Source organism: Rhodoferax sp. UBA5149, from assembly GCF_002413825.1.
Classification (GTDB): Bacteria; Pseudomonadota; Gammaproteobacteria; order Burkholderiales; family Burkholderiaceae_C; genus Rhodoferax.
This window is the reverse complement of record NZ_DHXT01000167.1, coordinates 1-22,002: the sequence shown is the minus strand read 5'-3', so window position 1 is coordinate 22,002 and position 22,002 is coordinate 1. Positions and strand designations below refer to the sequence as shown.

Below are 22,002 nucleotides of genomic sequence, written 5' to 3'. Positions count from 1 at the left end.
ACGTTGCGCTACCTTGGCATAGGCGGCGGTGGTGGCGTGGCCAACGATGGCGCTGGATAGCGGGAGACGCCGTAACCGTAGGTCGGCACGAAGTTCCCTTTCGAGTACATGCATTGCTGGTACGCAATGTCGTAGCGACGTTGCGCGCTCCCGGCCGTGACGGCACTCTGATTCGCCCCTGCCGTGACCCCAACCACAGTACCCATCGCCGCGCCCGCACCAACATTGCGGTGGCCGCCCACGGCGGCGCCGGCAAGCGCGCCTATTGCGGCACCCGTGATCGTTGATGCGAGCAGCCGTTCGGCAGCGGCATCATGGCCCGCCAGTCCGATCGAATGCGCCGCCCAACCGCGGCACAATTGGTCTTCTTCCATAAAGACATCGAACGGTTTATTCGGGCCCGGCATCACGGCAACGGAGGGCCCGCTGGGCATCTCGGCACAGCTGGCCAAGAACAGTGAGGTGATGCTTGCGGAGAAGAGGAACGCAAGCCGCAGGTTCACAGACGCGTCACGGAGAAGGCGATGGGCGATAAACATCATGACTCCTTATTTCGACGGTATCGGCGAGCCATCGCTTGGCGTGGCCAAGACCTGCTGCCAGCCACCGGGGCAGGTTGGAACGTAGGGATAGTAAGCGCGCGAGGCTTCACAGTAATACCAATATTGGGTCGGAGGTGCCGGCGGCACGACACCCACGGGCGGCGTCACCAAGACGACCGGCGGCGGCTCCCACGGATTCGGGTAGGGATACACCGGCGCCGGATAAAAGTACCAACTGGCGCCCACCACCCACCACCAACCCAGGCGACCGTCATGGCGGGAGTGAGCCCAGCGACCACCGCGCCAGACACCCCAGTCGTGTTCATGAAAGCGTGCAATGTCACCGTGCCACTGAGGTCGCACCGTTCTGCGCTCCCGTTGCGCCAGTGCTGCGGGGCTCAGGGTCAATACGGCAAACGCCACGGCCCACGCGCCGACGGCAATTTGGCTTCGGTGATGGCGCTTTAATTCAGCATTCATCTTCGCCCTCCTTCGATCTTGCGCTGCCCCGGAGGCGGCTCCAATTCACCTTGCCGTCATAGATCAGGGTGTGGCCGATCTCACAGTTTCAAACCACTTGTGGCGGTCAACGATCGACAATGAAAATCCTCTCGGCAGAACAGTGTTACTTTGAGCGCTTGGCCAGTCAGTGAATTGCGTTTTATCAATCAAATACATCGCTTGTGCGTCGGCAAAAGACGCCGCCACCGTAGGCTTCTCCCCTGCATGGAACTTGTGAAATATCAAGCTTCTGATAACCGGGCGTCATAGAGTGAGGTCGTCCAGCGGCCTCCGCCGTCTGAAGGGCAACGCAATGTGCGCCAAAAATCATGACAACGCACTGGATCAACACCGTTTTTCAAGAGAAATAACCATGCTGGAATCCTTGAAACAGGCCGGAAACCTTGGCTGCTGTGTCAGTACGTCAGAACTGGAGTTCGCTGTATGTTGGCCATGACACTGAACGCGCCGGGACAACCCTTGGTCCTGTCCGAACTACCCCTACCCGAACCGGGCGAGCACGAGATACGCATCAAGGTGCTCGCGTGCGGCGTCTGCCGGACCGACTTGCACATTGTCGATGGCGATCTTCCGCTCAGGCAGCCTGGCATCGTTCCGGGGCATGAGGTGGTGGGACGTGTGGTTGCCGCGGGGCGTCTTGCAGCCCGATTTCAGTTGGGCGACCGCGTTGGTATTCCCTGGCTTGGCGGCACCTGCGGCCATTGCCTTTATTGCGAAGAACGCAAGGAGAACCTGTGCGACACACCGGTCTTTACCGGTTATGACCGTAACGGTGGTTTTGCAGAGTACGCCGTGGCCGATGAACGCTTCTGTTTTGCCCTGCCTGAACGGTATGACGACCTGCACGCGGCACCTTTGCTGTGCGCCGGCTTGATCGGCTACCGGGCGTACCGGCTGTCTGGTGTGACGGGCGCCATGCGCTTGGGACTTTACGGGTTTGGGGCGGCAGCGCACATCATTTGTCAGATCGCCGTGGCTCAAGGGCAGCAGGTCTATGCGTTTGTGCGTCCGGGCGATCAGCAAGGCCAGCGTTTTGCCCTTGGGTTGGGGGCCTGTTGGGCAGGCACGTCCGACACCCGGCCCAACGCCGAACTGGACGCGGCATTGATTTTTGCGCCAGTGGGGTCACTGGTGCCCGCCGCCCTGCGCGCCACCCGAAAGGGCGGTGTCGTCGTGTGCGCAGGCATTCACATGAGTGACATCCCGTCGTTTGAATATGCCCTGCTGTGGGGCGAGCGCAGTGTCCGCTCGGTCGCCAATCTAACCCGGGCAGATGGCGACGCGTTTTTCTCCCTTATTGAACGGTACCCGGTCACGACGCATGTGCAGCCTTTTGCGTTGGCACAGGCCAACGAGGCCATCGCCGCACTGCGGGCCGGGATGATTGACGGCGCTGCCGTGTTGGCGCCCTGACGGTCAGAGCCGCCTTCGACCAAAACAATGATCCATGGCCCTGGACAGTATGGCGTTTTGCTGCTTTTTTGTCCGCGGTCGCTCGAAATCCATGCGCTCACCCGTTAATTGGGTTCCCACAAAATCATCAGCGCGCGGTTGGGAAAATGCAAGGACGCGCGCGCCTGAAGCCAACGTCCCAACTCACCTCCGTCACGCCGCGCTTCTGCGAAAACTGTCGACCCGGTTCTTTAACTTTCCCAGTGAACTGCTGAACGACTCTTTCACTTGATTCCAGGACTCGACCGTGGCGGACTTCAGCTCCACCAGACGCTGTTGGGTTTCACGTAAATCTGCGTCAAGCTCTTCAACTTCTTCGTGAAGCTTGGCCTTGGTCTGAAGGTTGGCCGCCTCGGCCTTCGTCCGAAATTCAGAAATCACGCCCCGCAGGTCATCAATCTCTTTTTGAGCGGTTTGGGAGAATACTTCGCGCTCCCCCGTCTGCGGGACCGGCTGACTTGACACCGTGGGAGGCTTCTGCAGTTCAGGTAACGGCGGCTTGATCTTGTCGCAGGAAACGCAGCTAGCGGCCAAAGCAAAGACGACACCAAACTTTGATAAAAGTTGTTTCATGGCGATTCCTTTCCCGAAGTTAGTTGAGCACCAACCGGTGACCATCTGGCTGACCACATACCGCGCCGAATAGCTTGTTTATCTGGCTGCACTCGTTCCATATCGAGACAAAGTGAAATTCTGTTCTCGATCTGACCAGCAGCTTTGCGAAACCTCAACGCGCGACGAGAAATCTTTGCTGGACTGGATGTCCCCGAGACCATGGGATCGTTCGAATTCAGGTCCGCACCGGCTTCAGATAAATTAATCACGTACAGCCTTGACTCTCTTGATAGTCCGGCCATCAAGGTCGGGGCGGCCTATGTGCGCCAGCGAACGGAGTTACGTGGAATTTCCACCTATCGTCCGTTGCAGGATGAAACATGTTTATCGACGGGACTCAGATATGGAACTTCGCGCGTTCAGTGCAGAAATGACAGGCGACGTGGGTGTCAGAAAACACCGCTGCCCGCAATGTCAAGGAGCCGTGATCCGGACACCTCGCCGTCTCGTTGATCGCCTGTTGAGTCTGTTTAAACAGGTCCACCGCTATCGTTGCAGCCATTTTCTATGCCAGTGGGTGGGCAATATTCGAGTCGCAGGTGAGGCAAACCCTACTTCTGTTTCAATGCGCTGATTGCACGCGCACCGCCATCCTATATGAATGGCCAGCACCCCATCGTCTAGACCCTGGCCAAGGTTTCGCTTCAAACGACCAATGAACCTCTCGCTGTGTACGACACCGCACAGACGCCAACTCGACCAGGCGCGACAGTGAAGATCATGTTGCCTGGCTGTGTTGGACGCCAGTATCGGCACGGTGGGGTTGACCGCCCGCCACAATTTTCTACAGGAACTATCAATGAATGCACTCTTAAAAAACGCGATCGCGGTGGCCGCGGTGGCGATTGCCTCGCAGGTGGCCGCACAGGTCACCTTTTACGAACAGGACGGCTTTCAAGGCCGGTCTTTCACCACGGAGCGACCGGTCGCTGACTTCGGGCGCTATGGCTTCAATGACCGCGCCTCGTCGGCCGAGGTAGTCAGTGGACCGTGGGAGGTGTGCGAAGACCTTCGGTTCAGCGGCCGCTGTGTCGTCTTGCGTCCGGGCCGCTATCCATCCCTGGCCACGATGGGCTTGAACAACCGCATTTCATCGGTGCGGGCCATGAACCGGGACGCACGCGTGAATGACCAGCGCTATGCGCCCGCGCCGGTGGCCCCACAGGTCACCTTTTACGAACGTGAAGGTTTTGGCGGCCGGTCTTTCACCACCGACAGGCCGGTCGAAAACTTCCGACGCTATGGCTTCAATGACCGCGCCTCGGCGGTCGAGGTGGTGGGTGAGCCGTGGGAGGTTTGTGAAGACGTCCGGTTCAGCGGTCGCTGCGTCGTCTTGCGGCCGGGGCGCTATCCATCCCTGGCCACGATGGGCTTGAACGACCGCATTTCATCGGTGCGGGCCGTCAATCGGAACGCGCGCATCGAAGACCCGCGCAATCCGCCCGCTCCGCTTGCCGCCCCCGACTACCGTCGGCGCAACGGCGAGCGGCTTCACGAGGTGAACGTCACGTCAGTGCGCGCGGTGCTCGGGTCGCCCGAGCACCGTTGCTGGGTCGAGCGTGAGCAAGTGGCCCAGGATCGAAACAATGCCAACGTTCCCGGGGCCATCGCCGGCGCCATCATTGGCGGCATTCTCGGTCACCAGGTCGGCGGCGGCACCGGCAAGGACCTTGCCACCGCTGGCGGCGTTGTCGCCGGGGCTGCGGTAGGCGCCAATATCGGGCGCGATGGCGGCACGCAACAGACGGCCACCCAGGACGTCCAGCGCTGTGAAAGCGTACCGAGCCAGGCGCGGCCCCAATATTGGGATGTCACCTACAACTTCCGGGGCCAGGAGCATCGCATTCAGATGACCACACCCCCAGGACCCACAGTGACCGTCAACGAGCAGGGCGAGCCCCGGCACTAAATTGCCATCGCCATTCTTCCCGCGTTGGGTCTGGCCGCATGGGTCAGGCTTTTCGTCGCGAGGGGGGACGGATGACGCGCGCTCGTTGCTGGGTCTTGAAAGCATGAACTTTGACGGCCGAGCTTCAGTTGTGGCGGTACCTATTCAGCGCAAGTTGAACGGCTGACAAAAGAGACGATGTTTTTAGGAGACGGTGTTTTTAGTCTCTTACAAGGTGTCACATTTCGCCAGCATCCCGATACATACAAACAGCACACTCTGGTTTATGCTGGAAGATCTGCGTGACATCAGGAGACTGATGAGGAGGAAGTGTTATCAAACCACTACACAGAACACAGTCGAATGACTCAGCGTGAAGAAATAGTGAGCCAAGCTGGCGACGCTGCCACAGCGTTTTCAGAATGCGCCCAGTCTCGCCCGCAACCCGTCGCGGGCCTCTCATTCAGGAGAAAAATAGGATGAATCCCAACAATACGCCCAAACCAATTCCGTCTGAAGCATTGGGCTGCCAAGTGTCGGAAATCACCATCGCGCAACTGGTCGGTCAGGTCTATGAGTCCGCACCGCCAGCTGAGCGAGGCCGTCTGCTTGAGTATCTGATGCGGCCATTGGGTGTGCTCTCGCTCGTCGCCGTGGCCAATGGCATTTTCGCCAGTATCCGGTTTCGCAGCGGCTGGCCGGACTTGCACGTTCAACTTGAAGATGCACAGAGGGTGCAAGCCAATGACGTCATCACCTTGGTCAGCCATGTCCAGCAGGTCAGCGTTCACGCCGTCGATGGCTTGGTCGATATGCTCTCGGCCTCGCCGGTCATGATGGGCTCGGCCGCCGCCGCGCTGCTGGTGACCGTGCTGATGCAGCGCGCTCGAACCCGCCGTGCCAGTGACTAACGGGTCGTCGTGGTGGGCACCTTATGTTTCGCCTCTTCTGGTTTCGGTCGCGCTAGGCGGGTCGCTGAGTAGTTCAAACACCAGATCGGGTCTGGCAGGCTGACGCTTGACGGTTTTGGGCGCAAATCGAAAGGGACAAAAACCCGCGTCGCTGACGCGCGTCCTGCGAGACTCGGCATCCACGGGGCGATTGAAAGCAGCAATCGCTTGGGCCCAGGCCAGATCGGCGGCGTCAATGATTCGCGACAGGCCAGGTTCATGGTGTTCCTGGAAAAACGAGTGGTAATCACTGGCATCGCGCTCCAGAATGGCCTCATGCGCGCTGCTCGATTGAACGCCAGCGGTCTGGTACATGCACTTGCTCCAGTCGCTGAAGTTCATTTTCGCGAGATTTTGGGGCGAACGTTTCGCGTCCAGATAGAGGGGTTTGCAGACGTTATCGATAAACGCCTGGTAGGTCTGATCGAAGCTGCGCTCGACCACTTCAAACGCCTGCTCCGAGCTTCCAAGCTGGACAACGAGCACCCGGTAGGCGTTCAGGATCAACACACACATGCCCAATGCCGTGAGAGACGACTGGCCAGACAGCGAGCGGCGGCGTGCGTCGAACAAAGCCTGGGCCAGACTGCAAATCTGGTCCGTGAGCTGCTGATGATCGGTCCGCAACGCCTGCTGGAGTTCAGCGTTCAGATGATGCAGGAAATTCGTACCCCAAGCGCTGGCAGTCCGGGTCTGGAACGCCACTTTGACATCCTGCAGTGCCAAAGAATGGCTAGTTAGTGCTACGGTCATGGTCGAATACACCCAAAAATACAATGAAGACAACCCAAGTCTTCGAATACAGCAAATTTTCGAAGCGTACGTGCGGTTTGTCAGTGCGTTTGCACACGTATAAAAGACCCTCGCGAAAGCTGGGCCTTCGCGTTCGCTTGCGCACAGACCCGTTTGCCGGGCCGGGCTATCCTGGCAGGCAAACCATAAACAATATCGATGAGTTCATTCGCCGTGAAGGAGCGGAAATGTATAGGCGTTTTGGATCAAATTTATTGAACTTTCTGAGATGCGTTCTGTTGATCTGCGCTGCGGGTGTTGCATGCGCATCCAGCGCCGGGGTGGACTCCGTTGTCACACTGCGCGCCAAATACGCGTCGCTGGACGAAGCACTGCGGCAGAACCAATTCAAGCGGCCGCTGGTGCTCGATTCCGTTGAAACGCCGAACCGTCTGCAAGGCGATATTTACGCGGTGATCGAGCATCCGTTTGGCGTGGTGAGTGCTGGCCTGGACCATCCGGATCACTGGTGTGACGTGATGATTCTGCACGTCAACACCAAATATTGCCATGCGACGGTGGGGCCGTCGGGCACCGTCCTGAAAGTCTATGTCGGCAAGAAGACGCCCGAAGAACTGACCTTTGTGCCGCATATCGAATTCATTTACAGCGTCGCCGCCGCGACCCCGAACTATCTTGAAATCCTGCTCCAGGCCCAAGACGGACCGATGGGCACCAGCGACTACCGTATCCAGCTGCAAGCGGTGGCGCTTGCGAACGACAAAAGCTTCCTGCATCTGACCTATTCATATGCCACGAATTTTGCCGGACAGCTGGCCATGCAGACCTATCTTGCGACGCTTGGCCGCGGCAAAGTGGGGTTCACCGTGACCGGCAAAGGGGCCAATGGCGAGCCTGCCTATATCGGCGGAGTACGTGGCGTGGTGGAGCGCAACACGATGCGCTACTACCTCGCCATCGACAGTTTTTTGCAGTTCACCAATGCGGCGCCGACGGCGCAGCTTGAAAAACGTTTGCAGGCCTGGTTCACGGCCATCGAGCGCTATCCGCGCCAGCTGCATGATCTCGATCAGGGCGCCTATCTTGAAATGAAGCGCGCCGAGTATTTGCGGCAACAAACGGTGCAATGACACCGGGAGGTCGCCCCCCGGCTGAGCCATATCAGCGATTGCGTTCCTGACCCCGCTCCTCCCCCTTCTCGCGGTCTTTCCCTGGCCCCTGCCCTTGCTGCTGCGGCTGCCTCTGGTCTTGCTCTGCCGGGCCTCTCACGCGAGCCGGGGCTTGGGGTGGGGCTGATCTTTGAAGCTCTTCGACCGCCCGTTGCGGCGGCTGTGCGTGCGGTGCGGCTGGACCGCCCTGCTGGAGTGGCGCTGGCGGGTTAGGCCGCTGGCTATCCTGCTGCGGCCTGGGACTTCTCTCCTGGGGTGCGCCCTGGCGTTCGCGCTGCGGCGGCGCGAGCGCTTTTTGCACGGCCTGCTCCTGCACATGCTGGCGCACTATGGCGTCCCGCGGCTGGTAACGGTAATTCTGGCCGTGCAGCGCCTGCTGCTGCGGCGCTTGGGGATAGCGGGCCCCTGAATACTGTCGTTGGTAGACCGGCAGCGGGGCCGGCGTTGGCGCCACATGGCGGTTCCACTTGTCCCATCCGCTTCGATGCTGCGCCCATTCATTGCCCCAGTGCTCGCCCCAGCGCGGCGGCGCGTCTGCGCGCCAGCCGCGAAAGTACATGGGCGGCGCCCGGTAGTAGCGCACCGGGATGCGCAGCACGAACAACGGCACAAACTCCGGGTCCACCAGCCCCCAGGGTCCGTTGTACCAAGAACTCGTGTACCAGCTATCCCCCTCGTAAATCCAATACATGCCGTCGTAAAAGAAATAGTTTGAATTCAGTTGCGGCGCGTAGTAGACCGGGTAGCCCGGCACCAAAACGAGCTGCGGGAACACCGGCAGGTTGATCCCGATGCTGACGCCGGGAAGCCCGATACCGATGCCCACCTGAGCCACGGCCGAGGTCAGCGACCCCAGCAACATCCAAAGCACAATGAACAGGTAGCGCATTTTCTATCCTCCAAAAACTTGCTCCGGTCAGACTAGCCGATTCCACCCGGAACCGGCTGTGCGGTATCGCACATTGGGGCCATCTTTCGCTGACGCCGACGATCTGGCTTTCACCTCCTTCAAGCGCCCAACAGGCGTCGCTCATCCGCACTGATCTGCTATTAAATTAATAGCATATTACGTACATTCCACGAGGGCTAGAGGCAAAAAACACTGGAATTCAAAGATTGACAAGGGCGACCAGACGCGCAGATACTTAAAAAGTGGCCGTTGAATGACCAATTCTTGCCGCCACACAGGGAGGGCTTTCACACCCAGGGGCCCGCGCAACGCACCGCGCACCTGCCAGGGAGCGCGGTATTGACTTCAACCCGCCGCAACGCGCGTCGTGCGGCGCCACCAAGGACAACAACATGGCAACAAAACCTACCGCCGCGACCACCAGCAAGGCGCGGGCCCTCTCCCTGCACATCGGCCTGAATGCCGTCAGCACCGCCGCTTACGAGGGCTGGGGCGGCCCACTCGCTGCCTGCGAGTTCGATGCCAACGACATGGCGGCGATCGCCAAATCCAAGGGCATGAAGCCCACCGTGCTGCTGACCAAGAAGGCCACACGCGCCAACACGCTGGCCGGGATGCGCAGCGCGGCCCGGTCGCTGAAGGCGGGTGACCTGTTTTTCATGAGCTACTCCGGCCACGGCGGCCAGATGCCCGACATCGACCATGAGGAGCCCGACCACAAAGACGAAACCTGGTGCCTCTACGACGGCCAGCTGATTGACGACGAGCTCTACTTCGCGCTCAGCAAGTTCGCCTCCGGCGTGCGCATCCTGGTGCTCTCCGATAGCTGCCACAGCGGCAGCGTCACGCGCGGCATGCCGCCGCCACCGCCGCCGCCGGGCCAGCGCGTCAAGCTGATGCCCGAGGCGGTGGCGATGCGGGTCTATGGCGCGCACCAGGCGTTCTACGACAAACTTCAGCGCGATGTCGCCAAGGCCGCCGGTGGCGCCGTCGTCGACCCCGATGCAGCGCTGGCCCAGGTCGGCGCGGCGGCCCAGGCGACGGCGCTGGTGGGCAGCTTCAAGCCGACGGTCGTGCTGATCTCGGGCTGTCAGGACAACCAGACCTCGATGGATGGCGACCACAACGGCGCCTTCACCGAGCAACTGCTGAAAGTCTGGAACCGCGGCGCATTCACCGGCACTTATGGCAACTTCCATGCGCGCATCAAGGCCGCGATGCCGCCGAGCCAGTCGCCCAACCTGTTCGTGCTCGGCAAGGCGACCCGGTTCCTGGCACAGACGCCGTTCGCGGTCTGATCCGCCCGAGCAAACCCCACCCGAGCAGGAGCAAGCACATGGCTACTGGCACACTCGACATCACTTTCATCATCCCGGGGCAGACGCAGCCTGCCAGCGACGCCAGCCGCGGACGCACGGGCGCCAGCACCGGCGCCAGCGTCAAGGGCTCGGTACGGGTTGGCGCGCAGCGCGGCGGCGCTGAACCGGTGCGCCTGAGCGCGCGACCGGGCGAAGACGTGGTGGTGCTGACCATCGCCAATGGTCCGACACTGGTGCTGCACCCCGAGGACGCGCGCGACCTGTTGCGTGCGCAGTCCGGTGACGCCAGCCGCAGCGCGCTCCAGGCCGCAGGCACCAATGAAGTCACGGTCGCGGCGCAGCTCGGCTGGCCCGGCCTGGAAGCCAGCGCCACGCGCGCCGCAACGCGCGGCTGGATGGGCCAGGCGGTATTGAGCGCGGTCGATGTGATCACCGGTTTGTTGAAGGACCCGGCGGTGAATCTGGCCACGGCCGCCATCACGCACAAGGTCGATGACGCGGTCGACGAAGGGGTCTACCAGCTCAGTGCCGATGCGCTGCCCCCGTCACTCAAGGGCAGCAAGCTGAAGCTGGCCAGCGTGACCCCGGCGGACGACGGCGGCCCCTTGCTGATCCTGATTCACGGCACCTTTGTCGATACCGTCAGCACCTTCGGCAAGCTGTGGACCCTGCACCCGCAGACCGTGCGGGACTTGTTCGGGCGTTACCAGAACCGGGTCTACGCGCTCGATCACCCGACGATGGGCGAGAGCCCGATCACCAATGCGCTGGCGCTGGTGCGGACGCTGCCCGCAGGCGCGCGGCTGCACCTCGTCACCCACTCGCGCGGCGGACTGGTGGCCGAGGTGCTGGCACGGGCCTGCGCGGGCGGGCCCTTGAGCGAGGCCGAGTTATTGCTATTCGCGGACGACAAATACCTGGTGCACCGTGCCGATTTGCAGGCGCTGGTGAAGCTGGCGCAGAGTAAGGGGCTGAAGGTCGAACGCGTGGTGCGGGTGGCCTGCCCGGCACGCGGCACCCTGCTCGCCTCGAAACGCTTTGACGCCTACCTGTCGGTCCTGCAGTGGGGCCTGCAGCTGGCCGGTGTGCCGGTGGCGCCGCAGCTGGTCGATTTTCTGCACGAGGTGGCGCGCCGCCGGGCCGACCCGGCCGAGCTGCCCGGCATCGAAGCGATGATGCCCGAGAGCGCGGTAGTGGCCTGGCTCAACAGCCGCGAAGAGACCCTGCCGGGCGAGCTGCGCGTGATCGCCGGCGACCTGCAGGGCGATTCGATCGGTTCCTGGGTCAAAACCCTGCTGTCAGACGCCTTCTACTGGACCGACAACGACCTGGTGGTGCAGACGCGCTCGATGTACGGCGGCGCGCCGCGTGCCACGAGCCCGGCCAGTCCGGGCGCGAGTTTCCTGCTCGATCGCGGCGCGACCGTCACCCACTTCAACTACTTCGCCAACGAGCGCACCGTCAGTGCCATCGCCAGCGCCTTGCTGGACGCCGCGCCGGCCAACTTTGCCGCCATTGGCCCGCTGTCCTGGGCTGGCGAAGATGCGGGCGGCACGCGGGCGGCCAAGGCGGTGGCGCGTTCGCGCGGCGGGCCCGCCGCCGACGCGGCCGACCGCCCGGCGGTGATCGTGCTGCCGGGCATCCTGGGCTCCAACCTGAAGCTCGACGGCCAACGCATCTGGCTCGGCTTTCGCTTCGTCAACGGCCTGATGAAGCTCGCCTGGGATCCGGCCACCGCCGCGCGCATCGAGCCCGACGGGCCGATTGGCAGCAGCTACGACGAGCTGATCGAACGCCTGGCCGATACCCATGAGGTGATCGCCTTCGCCTACGACTGGCGCCGTCCCATCGAGGACGAGGCGCGCCGCCTGGCCGCGGTGGTCGATAAGGCGCTGGCCGAGCGCAACACCAGCCAGCAGCCGGTGCGGCTGCTGGCGCACTCGATGGGCGGGCTGGTCGCGCGCACCCTGCAGCTCGAAAAACCCGAGACCTGGCAACGCTTGATGGCGCGCGACGGTGCGCGCCTGCTGATGCTGGGCACGCCCAACGGCGGCTCGTGGGCGCCGATGCAGACGCTCTCGGGCGACGACACTTTTGGCAACGCGCTGGTCGCCTTCGGTTCGCTGTTCAACAACGGCGGCGCGCGCAAGATGATGGCGGGCTTGCCCGGCTTCATCCAGCTGCAGGCCGCGCTGCTCGACCCGGCGCTCGGCCTCGACCAGGCCAGCACCTGGCAGAAGCTGGCTGACGACGACATGGCCGCGTTGCGCGAGCGCAGCATCTGGCACGACGAAGGCGCGCAGCGCTCGATCTACGAATGGGGGGCGCCGCCGCAGACCATACTCGACCAGGCCGTGGCGCTGCGGCGTCGGCTCGACGCGCAGGTCGCCACGCTGGGCGCCCAAGCGGACAAGATGCTGCTGGTGATCGGCCACGCGTCGTTCACGCCGAACGGATTCGTGAGCGGCGCCGACGGGCTGGAGTACCTGAACACACCCGACGACGGCGACGGACGCGTGACGCTGTCCAGCGCGCTGCTGCCCGGCGTGCGCACCTGGAAGGTTGACGCCGAGCACGGCAAGCTGCCCGACGTGTCGTCCGCCTTCGCCGCCTACATCGAACTGCTGGTCAACGGCCAGACCGCGCAGCTGGAAGCCTACCAGCCGGCCGTTCGCGCGGCGGGTGCGACCGGTGTGCCTGCGGCGGCGAGCGTTGCCGGGTCCGCGCCAGGCGTGCGCAGCCGACCCTCGCGCGGCCTGCTGGGGTCGCAGCCACCGTCCAGCGAGGCCGACGTGCTGCGGCTGGGCAGCGAGGGCAACACCGGCGGCCAGCGCGCGCGCGCCAAATCCGCGGCGCTGTGTGTGACGGTGCTCAATGGTGATCTGAAGTTCGTGCGCCAGGCACTGCTGATCGGTCACTATCACTCCATGATCTTGACCGGCGCGGAAGCGGTGATCGACAAGCTGGTTGGCAACGGCATGCGCCAGGCGCTCGCCGCCGGTCTGTACCCCGATGCGACCGGCTCGCACCAGATCTTCGGCAACCTGCGCCAGAACCCGGACAACCCGCTGGAGATGGCCCGCCCGCTGGTGGCGGTGGTGGTCGGGCTCGGCGCCGAAGGCAAGCTCAGCGCGGCCGGTCTTGCCTTCAGCGTGCGCCAGGCGGTGCTGGCGTACGCGCAGCGGCTGTCGGAGCAGCAAGACGGCACGACGGCACAGTTCGAGATGGCGGCCGCGCTGATCGGCAGCGGCGGCACCGGCATCACGGCGGGCGACGCCGCGCGCGCGATCGCGCAGGGCGCGCTCGACGCCAACCTCAAGCTGCAAGACAGCAGCTGGCCACAACTCGGCCAGCTCACGCTGGTCGAGCTCTATCTGGACCGTGCCAGCGATGCCTGGCGCGCCTTGCAGGTGCAGGAGATCGCGGCGCCGAACCGGCTGAAGCTGGTGGGCAAGGTGCAGTCCGGCCCCGGGGCGATGCGGCGCTCGCTCGATTCGGGCTACCGCGGCGCGACCTTCGATTTGATCAGCGCCTTGCTGGTCGCCGGTGGCGACCCGGCGAGCCCCTGCATCGCCTACACGCTGGACACCAAGCGCGCACGCACCGAAGTGCGCGCCCAGCATGCGCAGGGCACCTTGCTGCGCGAGCTGGTGGCCAGGGCATCGAACGACGCCAACACCGACCCCCACATCGGCCGCACGCTGTTCAACCTGCTGGTGCCGGTGGAGATGGAACCCTTCCTCGGCGGCACCAGCGAGATGGTGATCGAGCTCCAGCCCGAGACCGCCGGCATTCCGTGGGAACTGCTCGACACCAACCCCGATGCGCTGGCGGTCGATCAACGCCCCTGGGCCATCCGCAGCAAATTGGTGCGTCGGCTGCAACTCAAGGATTTCCGCACCCAGGTCATCGACGCCAGCCCCGACGACAGCGTGCTGGTGATCGGCGAGCCGAAATGCGACCCCGCGGTCTACCCGCGGCTGGAAGGCGCGCGCCGCGAGGCCGTCGCCGTGGTCGAACGGATCACCATGGCGGGCAGCGGCATCGCCGCCGACAAGGTGCGCTCGCTGGTCGACCAGAACGATGCGCAGACCATCATCAACGCCCTGTTCGAGCGGCCGTACCGGGTGGTGCACATCGCCGGTCATGGCGAGTTCGGTGAGAACGGGGGCGTCGTGCTGTCGGGCGAAAAAACCTATCTCGGCGCGAATGAAGTGCGGGCCATGCGCACCGTGCCCGAACTGGTGTTCCTGAACTGCTGCCACCTGGCCGGGCGCGATGCGTCGGCCACCCTGAAAACGAGCTACGACCGCGCCGCGTTCGCCGCCAACATCGCGGAGGAGCTGGTCAGGGTCGGCGTGCGCTGCGTGATCGCGGCCGGCTGGGCGGTCGAGGACGAGCCGGCCGAAAAATTCGCGACCGGTTTCTATGCCGCGCTGTTCGGCGGCGCCCGCTTCATCGAAGCCGTGGGCGCGGCACGCAGCGCGGCCTGGAATGCCAACCGGCAGGGCAACACCTGGGCCGCCTACCAGTGCTACGGCGACCCGGAATGGACCTGGCGCCGTGAGGGCGCTGACGCGCAACGGCCGGCGCCGCCGCCGGGTGATGAATTCGCCGCTGTGGCCTCGCCGGTGTCGCTGGCGCTGGCGCTCGAGACACTCGCCATCCAAAGCGAATACAGCGGCGCCAAGCCCGCGCTTCAGCTCGACAAGCTGCGTTACCTCGAAGCGGAGTTCGCGCCCCTGTGGGGCGGCATGGGCGCCGTCGCCGAGGCCTTCGGCGTCGCCTATGCGGGCGCCAAGGCGGTCGACCAGGCGATTGACTGGTACCGCGCGGCGCTCGCCGCCAACGATGGCAGCGCCTCGTTTCGCGCCGCCGAGCAGCTCGCCAACCAACTGGCGCGACGCGCCGAAAACCTGCTCGACCCGGCCAGTGCGCGCGCCGACATTGCGGCCGGCATTGCCCAGCTGAGAAACCTGGTGGCGCTGCAGCCAACCCTGGAGCGCGAGTGCCTGCTCGGCTCGGCCTACAAGCGGCTGACCATGGTCGAGTGGCGCAGCGGGCGCCAAAAAGAAGCGCAAGCCGCGCTCGACGCCGCCGTCGAGCACTACGGCGTGGCCGAGGCCATGGCGCGCAAAACGGGCGCCGACAACCTTTACTACCCGGCCAAGAACGGCATTAGCGCCGAGCTACGCGCCGCGTTCCTGAACCAGCGCCTGCCGCAACTCAACGCTGCCCGCATCAAGGCCGTGAGCGATTCCCTGGACCAGGCCGCAGCCAGGCAACCGGATTTCTGGTCGGTGGTCGGGCAGACCGAACTGCTGGTGCTGGCGGCGCTGGCCCGGGGGCAACTCGCGGGTGTCGAGCCCGCGTTGAGCACGGCCTTGCGTGACCTCAAGGCACGCGTGCCGGCGCCGCGGATGTGGGACTCGGTTTACAACGAAGCGGAATTCGTCCTGGAGCCTTACCTCAAGATGACGAAGATGGGCGCCGCCGAAATGCGGGCGGCGCAAAATCTGCTGAATGCACTGAAAATCCTGGCGGCCACCTGACGCTAAACGACCGGCACGGCATAGCCGCTGCGATCGATGAACACGACGCAGCCCTCCGAATCGACGCTGAAGCTGCCGGCGGAAAATTCCCGGCGCAGCCGTGATGTCAGCTTGCCAAAGGACAGGTCCGCCGCCCCCGCCACGCCCACCCCGACCTCGACCTTGGCGCCATGCGCCAGCGCGAGTTGCTGCGCAAGTTCTTCCTGTTCGACCAGGGACTTGCCCCAGACCTGAACCGCTTGTTGCCTGGATGCGTTGACACGCTCCAACAGGCCTTTGGGATCGCCGGTGGTACTCAAGTGTTTCACCAGCTTATTCAGATTTTCTTCGGCCGCCTTTTCTTGGTCGATGCGCTGCTGCAGAGCCACGGATTTCGCCTCAAGCTCCGGATTGACTCCCAGCAGAACTTTGGTCACACCGCCCACGTCGGAGCCCAGCACCGGCACTTTGACCAGCATCATGGCGGTCGCCAAGCCGCCGATCAGCCGTCCACGCTGCGGTGACGCGGCGCCGATGATGATTTGATTGAGCGCCTGCAATTCACACTCCAAAGCCATGTCGTCCAGCACGATCAAGGTGCCGGCGTAAATATGGGCGCCTTCGGCAAAACGGGCGTTGACCGATCCGACCGCGCGCAACCTGGCGTGGCCTATGACGCCGCCTGCCACCTGGATATTCCCGCCCGCTTCGAGCAAGCCGCCGTCCACCATGCCTTTCACCACGATGTCCCCGCTGGCCTGCACCTTCATGCCCTGGAGCACTTCGCCATCGACCTGCACCGTGCCGTCATAGTGAATATTGCCGCTCGTCATATTGACTTCGGCGACCCGCAGGATCGGCTCCACCATGACACCATTCTTGACCCGCACCGGCTGCCCGGTCACCGACGCCTGCAACAGATCGGGGTCGCCGGGGGCCGACTGCGCGCCCGCCAGCTGCGCGGCAAAAGGCTCGTCACGGCCAGGGTGGGGCGTCAGAACGTGGCCCCGCACCGTGTGGCCTTCCACACCCGCAGTCGGCGCCGTGCGACGCATCAAGGGCGCACCGGACTGCACCACGGGAATACTGCCATGCTCCCGGTAATCGATCAGGCCGTCCTCATTGAGCTTGGGTGCGCGGTCCACGGTTTGTGGAATCAGCTCCTCAAAAACAGTGTCACTCCCTTTCTCGGGCAGCACACCATGGGCCACGGGCACGCGGTTGCCGCCACTGGTTTCGCAGGCTTGGCGCACCGCCGTTTCGTCGATTCCGAACATCACGCCAGCCTCGGCCAGCGCCCGCATGACATCTTCCACCGTGGCCGCCTTGCCGCCTTGCGCGGGTGTCAGGCTGAGCTCCGCGCTCATGTCATCGGCGGAGATCTGAATCGCTATGGTGGCGTCACGCCGCTCCGCCAGCAGCACCATGAACGGGTCGTGCCGGGTGTTGCAGTCGTTGGCCGCGCTGGCAACGGCGTCTTCGTGCAGCAGGCAGTCGCCATAGCCGGCTTGCACCAGCAGCGCATGCAGGGCGGCACCGTCGACGGGAGGGCATCCCTCGGTCGGTTGGGAGAACAAGAACACTTGCCCATCCGCTTCACTCAAAGAAATACCTGGAAAGTCCATGGTCTACAGTCTCCGCCAATGGCCCATTCTAGGGCTGCTGCCGGCGTCCCTGAAGTTTTAGCCTCATCGGTCGATAACCAGTTATAGCCCGCGTATCCAAGCCTCAAGCCATCTCCAGGCAGCGCTCCCGCGGTTCCAGCATTAACCCGGTAAGTCTGTTGTAGGGCCAGGATATGTCTAAAGTTGCCATTGTTTTTTTGGGGCTTTTTTGGTCGGTACTGTCCTGGGCGCAGGGCATCCCGAGCGTCGCCCAATGGACAGACATCATCCAGGAGGTCCACCGCCACCCGCTCTTCCGGGAACTGAACATCAGCTACGCGAAAGCGCCGGCTGAAAACGTGTCGTACTCGCCGGTGGGGGTAATGCCCAGGGAGGGGCTCGATTGCGTGGTGGTGATATCGGAGGGCAACAACCCAAGGATGGAGCTGATCATGAAGCTCACGTCCACGCCTGAGAACGCACGCGCTTTCCTGCTGACCATGGCGGCCCATGAATTGGGGCACTGCTTTCGCATTCGAAGCAAGCATTTGTCGGTTGCGCTGTGGGAACGCGTGGCGGCCACCACGGAGGGCTCTGCCGAGCGTCAGTCCATGCAGAAATTGATCTCCATCGAAGAAGCTTATGCCGATGCCTATGCGTTTGCCTACATCCAGGACGCCCATCCAGGGTTGTATACCGACATGTTTGAGGCCATGCACAGCCTTCGCTACGAACCCGCCTTTGCGACGCCCTTTTACCAGGTCGAGCCCTTGTACGAGCTGCTCGGTAGCCGCGGACTGGATGTCAGCCTGTCGTTCCAAAATCAGGTGGAAACCGCCATGCAGCAATCGAAGTTCTAGGAGTTGGCGCGAAGAAACTTGCCGATCTCCTCAAAGGCCTCCTGGCCTTCCGGCAATTCCGGGTAAAAGATATGCCAGACATGGACCATATGGCGCCAGGTTTGCAAAGTGACGGGCGAGCCAGCCGCGGCGGCCTTGTTGACATAGCGCCGACTGTCGTCAAATAGCATTTCCGCCTCGCTGGCATGCACCAGTACCGGCGGCAAGCGCGACAGATCGCCATAAACCGGGGAGATCACAGGATCGTTGGGCCGCAGGCGATTCTGAAACCAGGCGCCCCATAGCAGGACCGTCCTGGGAATCCTGGTCAGCAACTTGAACAGCGGACCCAGCATGGGATCGGTCTCGAGGTTGCTTTTCAGACTCGGGCTGCCCAACGAGGCGTCGGTGGCCGGCGATAGCGCCACGGCGGCATTCGGCGCGCGCAGACCCTGGTCGCGGACCCAGGCGATCAAGGACAACGTCAGGTTGCCGCCCGCAGAATCTCCGGCCACAAAAATGGCGCTGGCGGGCTCGGCACCGGTGGGCCCGTTGTCCAGTAGCCAGCGGTAGGCGGCACGGCAATCCTCAATGCCCGTCAGGCGCGAATGTTCCGGCATCAGGCGGTAGTCGATGGCCAGCACGGCGGCATTGGCGATCTCGGAAAATTTGGCGGTCAGGCGCCGATGGCTTTTCGGACTGCCCATGGTGTACGCCCCGCCATGAATGTAGAGCAGGCGCCGACGGCCATCAACCTTGGGTGCCAGCACCCATTCGGCAGGTATCCCGGAGACATTGACTGACGTGAACTGGGCCGACGTTTCGCTGACAGGGAAGGCGTTGTCCATATAGTTGCGCAGTAGCGCGATGTGCTGGCTGCGCGGCGTGCCTTTGAGTATTGCGGCAATGCCGCCAAGAGACGCCACCACGGCTTTGTGCGCCTCACTCGGGGCATTGCCGAGGGAGCGGCGCAGGCCCGCAGGTTGATCGAAGGCGCTCAGGTCTTTCCCCCGCAAATAGAAAATCCCGATGGCCCAGAGAACGGCCGCCAGGGCCAGCACTCCAAAAATGATTGCACTCAAATTCGTCTCCTGGTTCAATGGCACCGTGGCCGGGCCGAGGGGTGACCCAAGGTGGGTCGCATTCGGCTATTTTCCCCTCACGAATGATTTGGATCAAGCATCAAAGATGAGTCCATTTAGGGCTAACCCTAATAGGGGATATATTTGCCCTTGATCAAGTGACCGTAACTTCGTTAGAAAATTGAACCATGAACAGCATCGCCAACTGGTGGAAGAGGATGGGCCTGCAGCGGAAGTTGCAGATTCTCATACAGGGATTTTTGATCGTCGTTCTTCTCGCTGCACAGCAGTGGCTGTCGAACCAGTTCGAGAATCGGGCCCTGCTGGCCGCCGAAGAGCGGACGGTCGCGGTGGCGGACGGCGCCATCAATGGCTTGAACACCTTGATGGTCACCAAGTTGGGTGGCAAGGATGTCATCAGTGACCCGGTAGCCCGGGCACTGTTCATCCAGAAGATGGGCATTTCTGAAAATATCCAGGAACTCCGGATCATCCGTGGCAAGGGCGTGGTCGACGAATTTAATGCCGGCCTGCCGCAGGAACAGCCGGTCGACGAGATGGACCGCAATGTCCTTGCCAGCGGAAAAACGCAGTTCAAGATGATCCACAAGGAGAACGGCGACGCGTCGCTCAGGGCGGTGCTTCCGTTCCTGGCCATGAAAGAATTCCGTTCCAGCAAATGCCTTGAATGCCACGGCGTGAATGAGGAATCGGTACTCGGCGCGGCCAGCATTACCGTCGACGTCAAGGACGATGTGACCGCCATCAAACGGTTTAACACCTGGATCTGGATCGGCCAGGGCGTCGTGCAAATCGTCTTGTTTTTTGTGATTGGCCTGATTGTCCGGCGCTCGCTCAATCAGCTCGGCGCCGAGCCGGCTGAGGCCACCCGTCTGGCGCAAAGCGTCGCCCAGGGCAACCTCAGCTTGCCCGTCGACCTGAAGTCTGGCGACAAGCACAGCATGATGGCCCAACTCAAAACCATGCAGGAAAGCTTGTCCAAGGTGGTGGGCAACGTGCGCCAGGGCGCCGAAGGTGTGGCCACGGCCAGTGTCCAGATTGCCCAGGGCAACCACGATTTGTCGGCGCGCACTGAACAGCAAGCCAGCGCCCTGGAAGAAACCGCCGCCTCCATGGAAGAGCTCGGCTCGCAAGTGAAACAAAATGCCGACAGCGCCCGCCAAGCCAACCAACTCGCGCTCAACGCGAGTACGGTGGCCGTCAAAGGGGGCGGCATCGTCGGCCAGGTGGTGGAAACCATGAAAGGCATCAACGAAGCGTCGCACAAGATCTCCGACATCATCAGTGTCATCGACGGCATCGCCTTCCAGACCAACATCCTGGCGCTCAACGCCGCGGTGGAAGCAGCGCGTGCCGGTGAGCAAGGCCGTGGCTTTGCGGTGGTTGCCACGGAAGTGCGCTCCCTGGCCGGACGCTCGGCACAGGCGGCCAAAGAGATCAAATCCTTGATCAGCGCCAGTGTGGAACGTGTGGCAGAGGGCACGGTGCTGGTGGACCAGGCCGGCAGCACCATGCAGGAGGTGGTCGACAGCATCCAGCGCGTCACCGACATCATGGGCGAAATCAGTGTCGCCAGCCATGAACAAAGTATTGGGGTGGCGCAAGTGGGAGAAGCCATCACGCAGATGGACCAGGTCACGCAACAGAATGCGTCGTTGGTGGAGGAGATGGCCGCAGCGGCCGACAGCCTGAAATCCCAGGCACAGGAGTTGGTGCAAACGGTGTCGGTGTTCAAGCTGAACACCCATGACGATCACCACATCGTGACCACGGGCGCCACTGCAAAAACCTACCGGCCAGCGAGCAGCGCCGGCAAAGGAGCCGCCATCCAAGCGCGCGCGCCAACAGCGAGCAAGTCGCTTGCTGCGCCGATGAAACAACTGGCGTCCAAGCCAGCGGCGGCCGCGCCAAAAACCGCCAAGGCGCCGTCGGCATCGGCTTCGGGCGCCGATGCCGATTGGGAGACCTTTTGAGCGGACTTACTTATCGACCGTTCCTCAGGCGTTCACCACGGCCCGACGTGTTGCACCTGGATTTGAGGCCGCCCCCGCAGAATATGCGTAGTATGCTACATAAATAATAGCAAATCAGTCAAACACTCAGATCCCGCTCAACACCGCATCCATGGCCGCGACGATGTCATGGACCCTATCCGGGATTGACGATATCTGGGTTTTCAACAGGCGCTTGTCCAGGGGTGCGGCCTCAAAAGGCACCAGCATCAGAGTTTTGTCGGCGACCACAAACATCGGGCAAAGCCGACGCGGCAGCTCACTGGCGACCAGCGTCGTCACAGCGAGTGGCACCATCATGCGCGTGGCCAGGCTGCCGAGCAAATCACTTTGGACATCCACCACAAAAGGGTATCGGTCGCGCATGCGCGGGCTGGGGTTGTCGTAAACATCGAACTGCATGCCAGCCTACCAAACCCGCATGTCATCGCACCAAAGGCCATGCGCTTCGAATCGAGAATTCTGTTCGTCAATCCAGGCTTTATGCGTCTTCTCGAACACGCTTTTTCGCGGCGCCAGTGTCTTGGCTTCGGCGGCAGATTTCAGCGCTTCAAACTGCTGGACCGACACAATGACGGTGTCAATGCGCCCATCTTTTTCCACATAAACCGGTCCAATTTTGGCTTCGGCGCAGATGGCACCGAACCGGTTCTAGGCTTGGGTGGCGGTAACTCGCATGGCGCGGCTCCGGGGATGGTTTGTTGGCTATTTTAGCTAATGATCACTTGACCAGCCCATTTCTCTCTAGTTCTATGTGAAGGGGCACCGATCTATATATTGCCCTTAAAACTAG

18 protein-coding genes are annotated in these 22,002 nt (G+C 62.6%); 9 read left to right on the top strand and 9 right to left on the bottom strand.

Annotation, left to right across the window (positions count from 1 at the left end; all coding sequences use genetic code 11):
• Positions 1-8: 8 nt before the first annotated feature.
• Together B3V69_RS15330 and B3V69_RS15325 are read right to left on the bottom strand one after the other, a co-directional pair.
• The gene (locus tag B3V69_RS15330) at positions 9-542 is read right to left on the bottom strand and encodes a hypothetical protein (RefSeq protein ID WP_296447883.1); all 534 of its coding nucleotides are present in this window, start codon (positions 540-542) and stop codon (positions 9-11) included.
• Positions 543-548: 6 nt separating this feature from the next.
• Positions 549-1,022, bottom strand: a complete 474-nt coding sequence (locus tag B3V69_RS15325; protein WP_296447882.1) for a hypothetical protein — start codon at positions 1,020-1,022, stop codon at positions 549-551.
• Positions 1,023-1,487: 465 nt separating this feature from the next.
• Here B3V69_RS15325 and B3V69_RS15320 point away from each other — a divergent pair, with 465 nt between their 5' ends.
• Complete coding sequence (locus B3V69_RS15320; RefSeq protein WP_296447881.1) at positions 1,488-2,477, top strand: zinc-dependent alcohol dehydrogenase family protein; 990 nt, start codon at positions 1,488-1,490, stop codon at positions 2,475-2,477.
• A gap of 192 nt (positions 2,478-2,669) precedes the next feature.
• On the opposite strand, the gene B3V69_RS15315 is transcribed toward B3V69_RS15320, so the two are convergent.
• Positions 2,670-3,089, bottom strand: a complete 420-nt coding sequence (locus B3V69_RS15315; RefSeq protein ID WP_296447880.1) for a hypothetical protein — start codon at positions 3,087-3,089, stop codon at positions 2,670-2,672.
• A gap of 379 nt (positions 3,090-3,468) precedes the next feature.
• The gene (locus B3V69_RS15310) at positions 3,469-3,633 is read right to left on the bottom strand and encodes a hypothetical protein (protein ID WP_296447879.1); all 165 of its coding nucleotides are present in this window, start codon (positions 3,631-3,633) and stop codon (positions 3,469-3,471) included.
• A gap of 297 nt (positions 3,634-3,930) precedes the next feature.
• On the opposite strand from B3V69_RS15310, the gene B3V69_RS15305 reads away from it, so the two are divergent.
• Both B3V69_RS15305 and B3V69_RS15300 read left to right on the top strand, forming a co-directional pair.
• Positions 3,931-5,040, top strand: coding sequence for a beta/gamma crystallin-related protein (locus B3V69_RS15305; RefSeq protein ID WP_296447878.1), 1,110 nt, complete (start codon positions 3,931-3,933; stop codon positions 5,038-5,040).
• A 458-nt stretch (positions 5,041-5,498) separates the two neighbouring features.
• The gene (locus B3V69_RS15300) at positions 5,499-5,930 is read left to right on the top strand and encodes a hypothetical protein (RefSeq protein ID WP_296447877.1); all 432 of its coding nucleotides are present in this window, start codon (positions 5,499-5,501) and stop codon (positions 5,928-5,930) included.
• Between the two features lie 21 nt (positions 5,931-5,951).
• On the opposite strand, the gene B3V69_RS15295 is transcribed toward B3V69_RS15300, so the two are convergent.
• The gene (locus B3V69_RS15295; RefSeq protein ID WP_296447876.1) at positions 5,952-6,722 is read right to left on the bottom strand and encodes a hypothetical protein; all 771 of its coding nucleotides are present in this window, start codon (positions 6,720-6,722) and stop codon (positions 5,952-5,954) included.
• A 254-nt stretch (positions 6,723-6,976) separates the two neighbouring features.
• Here B3V69_RS15295 and B3V69_RS15290 point away from each other — a divergent pair, with 254 nt between their 5' ends.
• Positions 6,977-7,852 (top strand): hypothetical protein, encoded by an 876-nt coding sequence (locus B3V69_RS15290; RefSeq protein WP_296447875.1) that lies wholly within the window; start codon positions 6,977-6,979, stop codon positions 7,850-7,852.
• Positions 7,853-7,883: 31 nt separating this feature from the next.
• On the opposite strand, the gene B3V69_RS15285 is transcribed toward B3V69_RS15290, so the two are convergent.
• Positions 7,884-8,780 carry a hypothetical protein gene (locus B3V69_RS15285; RefSeq protein ID WP_296447874.1) on the bottom strand — a complete coding sequence of 299 codons (897 nt, stop codon included), beginning with the start codon at positions 8,778-8,780 and terminating at the stop codon, positions 7,884-7,886.
• Positions 8,781-9,193: 413 nt separating this feature from the next.
• On the opposite strand from B3V69_RS15285, the gene B3V69_RS15280 reads away from it, so the two are divergent.
• Together B3V69_RS15280 and B3V69_RS15275 are read left to right on the top strand one after the other, a co-directional pair.
• Positions 9,194-10,099 carry a caspase family protein gene (locus B3V69_RS15280; RefSeq protein ID WP_296447873.1) on the top strand — a complete coding sequence of 302 codons (906 nt, stop codon included), beginning with the start codon at positions 9,194-9,196 and terminating at the stop codon, positions 10,097-10,099.
• A gap of 38 nt (positions 10,100-10,137) precedes the next feature.
• Positions 10,138-15,672 (top strand): DUF7379 domain-containing protein, encoded by a 5,535-nt coding sequence (locus B3V69_RS15275; RefSeq protein WP_296447872.1) that lies wholly within the window; start codon positions 10,138-10,140, stop codon positions 15,670-15,672.
• Between the two features lie 2 nt (positions 15,673-15,674).
• On the opposite strand, the gene B3V69_RS15270 is transcribed toward B3V69_RS15275, so the two are convergent.
• Positions 15,675-17,255, bottom strand: coding sequence for a DUF342 domain-containing protein (locus tag B3V69_RS15270; protein WP_296447871.1), 1,581 nt, complete (start codon positions 17,253-17,255; stop codon positions 15,675-15,677).
• Between the two features lie 194 nt (positions 17,256-17,449).
• Here B3V69_RS15270 and B3V69_RS15265 point away from each other — a divergent pair, with 194 nt between their 5' ends.
• On the top strand, positions 17,450-18,115 hold the full coding sequence (locus B3V69_RS15265; RefSeq protein WP_296447870.1) for a hypothetical protein: 666 nt from the start codon (positions 17,450-17,452) through the stop codon (positions 18,113-18,115).
• Here the strand turns inward: B3V69_RS15265 and B3V69_RS15260 are convergent.
• A complete protein-coding gene (locus tag B3V69_RS15260) occupies positions 18,112-19,176 on the bottom strand; it encodes an alpha/beta hydrolase (RefSeq protein ID WP_296447869.1) in 1,065 nt (354 codons plus the stop codon). The genes B3V69_RS15265 and B3V69_RS15260 overlap by 4 nt on opposite strands.
• 188 nt (positions 19,177-19,364) lie before the next feature.
• Between B3V69_RS15260 and B3V69_RS15255 the strand changes: the two genes are divergently transcribed.
• Complete coding sequence (locus B3V69_RS15255; RefSeq protein ID WP_296447868.1) at positions 19,365-21,170, top strand: methyl-accepting chemotaxis protein; 1,806 nt, start codon at positions 19,365-19,367, stop codon at positions 21,168-21,170.
• 126 nt (positions 21,171-21,296) lie between these two features.
• On the opposite strand, the gene B3V69_RS15250 is transcribed toward B3V69_RS15255, so the two are convergent.
• Entirely contained in the window at positions 21,297-21,611 is a 315-nt protein-coding gene (locus B3V69_RS15250) for a CcdB family protein (RefSeq protein WP_296447867.1), read from the bottom strand.
• Between the two features lie 39 nt (positions 21,612-21,650).
• On the opposite strand from B3V69_RS15250, the gene B3V69_RS15245 reads away from it, so the two are divergent.
• Positions 21,651-21,923 (top strand): hypothetical protein, encoded by a 273-nt coding sequence (locus B3V69_RS15245; RefSeq protein ID WP_296447866.1) that lies wholly within the window; start codon positions 21,651-21,653, stop codon positions 21,921-21,923.
• Positions 21,924-22,002 lie beyond the last annotated feature (79 nt).